The sequence below is a fragment of the Methylosarcina fibrata AML-C10 genome (genome assembly GCF_000372865.1).
Classification (GTDB): domain Bacteria; phylum Pseudomonadota; class Gammaproteobacteria; order Methylococcales; family Methylomonadaceae; genus Methylosarcina; species Methylosarcina fibrata.
On the sequence record NZ_KB889965.1, the window covers coordinates 199,337 to 205,963 of the forward strand.

Genomic DNA, 6,627 nt, shown 5'->3' on the forward strand with positions numbered 1-6,627 from the left:
AAATCAAAAGGATATATTGGGCTTGTAAGTCACTCTATAGTGGCATTGATGGTTACTGATTGAGGTCAAGCAATGCCAGCTCTTAAATACAAAGTCAATCTGACTGAAGACGAAAAGCGTGGCTTGGAAGCCATGATCAACAAAGGAAAAGCCGCGGCACGCCATCTGACACGCGCGCGAATTTTATTAAAAGCGGCAGCGGGTATTCAGGATAAAGACATTATCCAAGCTTTGGGTGTCTCGGAATCAATGGTGTTGACGACGCGCCAACGGTGTGTGGAAGAAGGCCCGGAAGCCGCCCTGAAAGAACGCCCCCGTCCAGGACGTGCCCCAAAACTGACGGAGAAGCAGGCCGCCCATATTATCGCCTTGGCTTGTAGTGAGGCGCCGACAGGGCATGATCACTGGACCTTGCGGTTGTTGGCGGACAAAGTGGTGGAATTAGCGTATGCCGACCGTTGCAGCTATGAAACCATCCGTCAGCTTTTAAAAAAACACTCTCAAACCCTGGCAGAAGCAAGAGTGGTGCATTCCCGAGGTGAGTGCTGAATTTGTCGCGGCGATGGAAGACGTGCTGGACCTTTATGAAGAACCCTACGATCCGTTACGCCCGGTTGTGTGTTTTCGACGAAAGTCCGAAGCAACTCATTGCGGAAGTCCGCCAACCTCTCCCGCCTGAGCCCGGTCAACCGGCCCGCTATGACACCGGCTATGAACGGAAAGGCGTCTGCGATTTGATGATGATCTGCGAACCTAAACGCGGTTTTCGGCAGGTGGACATCACCCGCGCGGCGGACCAAAATCGAATTCGCGCACAGCATGAAGCATATCGCTGAACTTTATCCGGACGCGGCGGTGATCCGGGTGGTGCTGGACAATCTGAATACCCATAAAATGGCGTCTTTGTATGAAGCCTTTCCAGCAGAGCAAGCCCGTGAATTGGCGCGACGGCTGGAGTTCCACTACACGCCCAAGCATGGCAGTTGGCTAAACATCGCTGAGATCGAACTGGCCGTCTTGTCGAACATGTGTTTATCACAGCGGATACCGGACACAGAGAGCCTCCGGCGTGAGGTCGAAGCCAATATCCTACCGCGCAACACCAAGGCGACGCCCGTCAATTGGCGATTTACGACGCAACAGGCACGACGTAAACTGGCTCGCCTGTATCCTTGTGTTTCTTCGTGACTGACTACTAGGTTCATCAAACCTTCGTAAATATGAGTAGTGTTGGGGTAACTGTTTAAGGTGTTATTGCACTGCGATATAAGTGCCCTCATGCGATAAGGCTTACCTGTTTTCATCGCCTCCCACATGCTTGCAGGGTGGGCCATCGCACCTCCGGACACCTGGTTTGAGTATTTTTTGCCCCAAACCTTTTCCATTGCTGGACCGGTCTTTTCGAGTGTTTCCCAGCTCAAGAGCTTAAAGCGGTCTACGCCGAGTTGTTTCTTGCGTTGTTCAGGCGATAGCCTCTCATTGAGTTCGAATTCATCATCCGATGAAATTTCCGGATGGTACCCCATCAACAATTCGCCTCCCGGTACATCGAGATTACCGGTGATGGACCTTAATATGGTTAAGGCTCTTAATGTTTGGGTGCTATTTGCATGGTGATCCGGTACTGCCCCCCAGGGGATCACAGCCGGACCAGTTGTGGCATACATGCGGGCAGACTCGCGAATTTTATCCGCTGGCGCCGTGGTAATTTCTGATGCCCACTCGGGAGTGTATTTCTTCACTCTTTCAGCAAGTTGCTCAAAACCAACTGTCCACTTTTCTACAAATTCTTTATCATAGAGTTCTTCTTCGATTATCACATTGATCCAAGCTAGTAAATAGGCGCTGTCCGTAGCAGGCTTAACCTGCAGAAAAATGTCCGCTTGATCACTGTAGCTATTACGGCGTGGATCTGTGACAATCAGTTTTGCACCTCTATCCAGGGCACCCTTAATCCACAGGTATTCAGCCACCCATCTTTGCGGACCCGGAGCGTGCCCTAAAAGCACGATGCATTTGGTGTTCTCAAAGTCTGGAAACTGCCAAAAGCCATAAGTCGCTTTACTGGGCACTGTGGAATTTGCTAAACACACGTATCCCGTCCAAGTCCAGTTCGGACTCCCTAGTAGGTTCATAAATCTTCGTGAGGCTGCTCCGGCGTTAGAGCTCCAGCCATAGGTACTGCCGATTGTTTCCGGCCCGTCTTCGGCTATCAACTGCTTCATCTTATCGGCAATCTCATCTAAAGCTTGCTTTGTGCTAATTTGTTCCCACTGACCCGAACCACGCTCACCGACTCTTTTTAGCGCATGCCTTAATCGGTCTGGATGGGTAATATACTTATTTGCGTTGGCACCCTTGACGCAGATCGAATTCGGCGTGAGAGGGTGATCCGGATTTTTTTTGATCGATATCACCTTACCGTCTTCAACGGTGACAAGAAGTCCGCAATTGATATCGCAAGTACTGCAGATGGCCCATTTCGTTTCTTTACTCATTTTTAGTCTCTCAAAATTATTTTTACTGATTAACAATCATCTTCAGTCAGACTTAGTTATCTCGCTAATTCGCAGTGGCGACATAACGGATGAATCAACATTAATCTAGGCATGTTGGTTTGTAAAATACTGATTACCTATAATTAAATAGGCTAAAACTATATATTAGTTGAGGATTTAACAGTTTTTAATCCATAAGAAATGCCTATGTTTTCATAGATAATTAGTATTTTACAAACTCACCTGGTTTATTATATGTTTTATTAAGACACATCAATAAAAGGCTTGCGCTCATTAGTTTACCTTTCTAAAGCCAAAAAAATAAATCCGTGTCACTTTAATAACTTTATGACAAACCTATAGTAAAAATTATATTTATAAAAAATTTTATCCGATTGAAAGTGCAGGCTTTTCTCAACTTCTTACTCTAAGATAAAATAATTCACGACGAGACAGATATTTGTATCTGAGGTAGTACATAATGAATAATGTGAAAAAACTCTTTTTAGCGCTTGGGCTGTTATTTTTATTGATTCAGCTCATAACATTTATATTGGTTGGAATTAAAGGCATCTGGTCTGGCTATTGATTTTTAAACAAATAAACCAAGCCGAAATCGAACACGAAAAGTATTTCAGGCATTTCAAACGTATCAAGTCACATAAGAAAGCTTGTAAATAATAGTAGCTAATGGTCCTAACTCGATACAATCCTATAAAAGGAGAAACAGAATTTGGAAAATATATTTAAAAAACAGTATTATCGCTTAACAGAAGCAATTCGCCCGATATTATTATTCGTGTCCAAATACAGATACCAATTCGCACTAATTTTGGGTTTTCTTATTGCCTTTATTCCTTCAATAATATTCCTTTTCTACAGCGTCTTCGGTTTAAAGGAATAGCTTGTTAAGCGCTTAACAACAAGTCGGCATGTATATAAAGTTTTAGAATTTATCCAGATAGCCAAAGAAGGTAATACGAGCTGACCGTATAGTTTTTACAAAACATCATAAAGAAAGGCAGCGACTGGTGAGAACGAGAGCGAGCCCAAACGATTATGCTGTTTACCGAAGGGCATGCGATGTTCGAAGTGGCGAATAACAAGGTGTGCTGGCGGAGACGAGCCGATAACGACGGAGCAAATGGTTCAAACCGGTTTCGCCAGCTTCCCCGATCAACCGCGTAGCGGCGCGCTGAGCAAGCTGAGTGATGAACACTGTGCCCAGTTAATGAAATGATCGACGCCGAACCGTTAACCAGTCGGGCCTTGGTTAACCATATGAAAACCGATTATGGTGTTGGCATCAGTGCCGGCATCTTGCGTAACGAATTGAAACGGATGTGGCATGTGTGGAAATGGCGCGCTACATAAAAAAAGCGCGATCCCGAGCACCTCGCGCAAGTCCAACGCGACATAGAGACTTTCATTGCTCAAACAAGCCGGCGCGATCAAACTGACACAGGTCGACGAAGCCGGCTTTGCCCCGAACTGCCCGGTCTAGAACCAAAGCGGCGCAATCCATGCCGTCACGGCAAAACGGGGCAGCGGCTGAATGTGATCGGCGCCTTGCTGTCGTCAGGCAAGTTGGTCATGGCGAAGTTGTGGCAAAGTGTCAATGGGTTATGGTTCTTTGCGTTTTTGATGCCATGCTGGAAAGGATCAACAAACCTCCTTACCGGATTGAGCTGCTTTGGCACAAGATGAAATACGAGTGGCTCCAATTTAAGCTGTATACGCCGGAGGAATTGGAAGAAGTCATCGATGAAATTGGCGAAGGATTCGGTGATTTATATAAGCTGCAAGAAATCTCAGGGTTGTTTACAGAGAGGTTGATTGAAATAAGCGATGAGTATTTCATAAGGGGTAGCATTATTTAAACTCTTATGAGGCTTCCCGGTATTGTAGAAGTTAATGAAACGAATCAATTGAAGGCGACGGTCAGCGCTGTCCTTAAAGCAAGTCTGATTGTGCCACATCTCCATTAAGGTGCGAATGACCCGTTCAGCTTTACCGTTAGTTTGAGGCCGATTGACGCGGGTAAACTTCTGGCCGATGCCGTGTTGCAGGCAGGTTTGCACAAAGGCATGCTGGCCCGTGCCTTTGTACTCCTTGCCATTGTCGGAGTATGCGTAATCGATTTGATATGGACACTGGGCCATGACGGTTTCCGTGAGAAAGTGGGCGGCGCTGTCATGGGTTTTATCCGGCAGGATCTCGGCATAGAGCTCCCTGGAGAAGCCATCAATGGCTACAAACAAGTACTCGCGCGGTGCGCTGGCGGATTGTCCTTTCAGTAAGGGGAGCCGCTTGGTATCAAAGTGGACCAGCTCGCCAGGATAGGATTTATTGTAGCGTTTGGCTTCCTGTTTCAAACGATCCTGGATCGCTTGTTCGACCTTGGCGAGGCGTTTGAGGCCGTACTGCAGTGTCTTGAAGCGCTGGTTGATACTGTTACGCGGGGCAAACTCCTGCTGCCTAGCCTGCTTCAGGACTTTATAAATCGTTAGCCGACAGACTCGAAAGCGCTCAGCCAGCTGAGCCACTTTCCAGAGCTTGGTTTGATAAAGCTGCCAGATTTCCTGGCGGTCCAGTAAGGTCAATCGGGTGCGTTTATGAATGTTCATCTACAGTATTGTCCAAAATACCTCTGTACACGATAAAAATGTTATTCACAGGCTTATGTTCAGGTTTTAAGAGCTATTATTCCCGGATTCTGTCCGTCAACAACGATCATTTCAGGGGGACACAAAAACAATACCCACAACCTGAGTCTGTCCTCAATTTTTTGGAATCCCTGTAACAGGCTATCTCTTGGTCAGATAATCCATGACATAGTGGAACAAACTCTGCTCCAGTCGCTCATGTTTTTTCGTTTTCAAGGGTTTGACCGACTGATGTTTCCACTCCGCCGTCTTATGCGCCCAGCAAAAGGCAAGCGCCAACAGTGCCATCTTCTTGATCTGAAAATAGCGGGTCAGTCGCGTCTCCTCCAGATGAAAGCCACACCCTTTCAGGCATTGGAACAGATGCTCGACTTCCCAGCGCTGACCATAGACTTCCAGCGGTTGCGAGAAACGGTGGTTGCCCGCCAGAATCAACCGTTCACCTCTGTCCAGGTTAATGCCGCTGAGCCATATCCACTGTTGGCCGATGCAGCGCCTTTTTCTTAGCGCGCGGCTTGTGCCCGCTTTCAGGTCGATGAACGCCGAGCGGACAGGGCGCTTATCACCCACATGTTCCATCAGCAACAGGTTTTCCTTCATTCGAATTAGATAAAAATGTCTTGTTCGTTGAGACATTGCCCTGCCACCCGTGACCGCCAATAAACTCGCGGTCGCCCAGCACGCCCAAAATCCCCCGGCGGCCAAACTGAGCGATAAATCGTTGCAATAAGGCGATGCGCTTGCGCTGGCTGGAGTTACCCTGTTTGTTCAGAACCAGGTAAGGCATAGGAATCGCTGTGCCTTTGTAGACGAAACCTGCATCAGAATGTTGAGGTTCTTTTCGCCTCACTTCCAGTTCGTGCGGTCAAACGTCAGATAGTACGACTTCTCCTGAAAATCAAACGGCTGCATGATCAGATGTAATCAACTGAATCAATAAAAACAGCAAATCCAGCACCAGTAATAATTTTTTACCGTCTTTCATAACCTCACGCTCCTCTGATTTTAATGAAGACCGATGTAAAAAATTATTATTCGTCTGCTCATTACTAAAAGCATCAATCGAAGAAAAAACGATGGGTGTGAAGGGATTGGTTTCACCTGTCGGTTTTCACGGCTTTGAAAAACTCGATCATCGCTTTATTCCTACCCGGCCATTCGGGATGCGGGCCGCTGCCTTCGCAATACCAGGTTTGCACGCCGTCTTTACAGCCGCTGTAAGCCACGCACCCTTCTACGCCTTGGACGGGAATGGTATTGGGTAAAGGTTGGCCGATTTTCAGATCTTTGGCTTTTTGTTCAAGTTCGTGCCGATAATAGCTTTCCCAGCGCATGGGCTTGCCGGATAAGGATTTGCGGTCCTCCAGGTTGTACTTTTTGGTGGCGCATTTATTGCAGTTCGCCCACCATTCGATCGCCTCTTTTCCATAATTCGGGAACAGCTTGTCACGGCGGCTGTGCAT

Annotated in this window: 4 protein-coding genes and 3 pseudogenes; 2 read left to right on the forward strand and 5 right to left on the reverse strand. The window is 47.1% G+C overall.

The genetic code is table 11. The features are described 5' to 3' along the window. Positions 1-72: 72 nt before the first annotated feature. Positions 73-1,188 (forward strand): annotated as a pseudogene (locus A3OW_RS28390) (IS630 family transposase). Positions 1,189-1,544: 356 nt separating this feature from the next. Here the strand turns inward: A3OW_RS28390 and A3OW_RS28395 are convergent. Then, a pseudogene (locus A3OW_RS28395) lies at positions 1,545-2,498 on the reverse strand (molybdopterin-dependent oxidoreductase); the annotation flags it as partial. A gap of 1,523 nt (positions 2,499-4,021) precedes the next feature. Here A3OW_RS28395 and A3OW_RS0100960 point away from each other — a divergent pair. Further along, positions 4,022-4,378 (forward strand): hypothetical protein, encoded by a 357-nt coding sequence (locus tag A3OW_RS0100960; protein ID WP_026223236.1) that lies wholly within the window; start codon positions 4,022-4,024, stop codon positions 4,376-4,378. Here A3OW_RS0100960 and A3OW_RS0100965 read toward each other — a convergent pair. The 4 genes and pseudogenes from A3OW_RS0100965 to A3OW_RS0100980 form a co-directional block, all read right to left on the reverse strand. Then, the gene (locus tag A3OW_RS0100965; protein WP_020561564.1) at positions 4,310-5,125 is read right to left on the reverse strand and encodes an IS481 family transposase; all 816 of its coding nucleotides are present in this window, start codon (positions 5,123-5,125) and stop codon (positions 4,310-4,312) included. The two genes, A3OW_RS0100960 and A3OW_RS0100965, sit on opposite strands and share 69 nt — an antisense overlap. Before the next feature lie 180 nt (positions 5,126-5,305). After that, a complete protein-coding gene (locus A3OW_RS23745) occupies positions 5,306-5,743 on the reverse strand; it encodes a hypothetical protein (RefSeq protein ID WP_157385758.1) in 438 nt (145 codons plus the stop codon). Beyond that, complete coding sequence (locus A3OW_RS27535; protein ID WP_157385759.1) at positions 5,727-5,951, reverse strand: hypothetical protein; 225 nt, start codon at positions 5,949-5,951, stop codon at positions 5,727-5,729. The genes A3OW_RS23745 and A3OW_RS27535 overlap by 17 nt, the downstream gene beginning before the upstream one ends. Positions 5,952-6,261: 310 nt before the next feature. Continuing rightward, a pseudogene (locus tag A3OW_RS0100980) lies at positions 6,262-6,627 on the reverse strand (alpha/beta hydrolase family esterase); the annotation flags it as partial.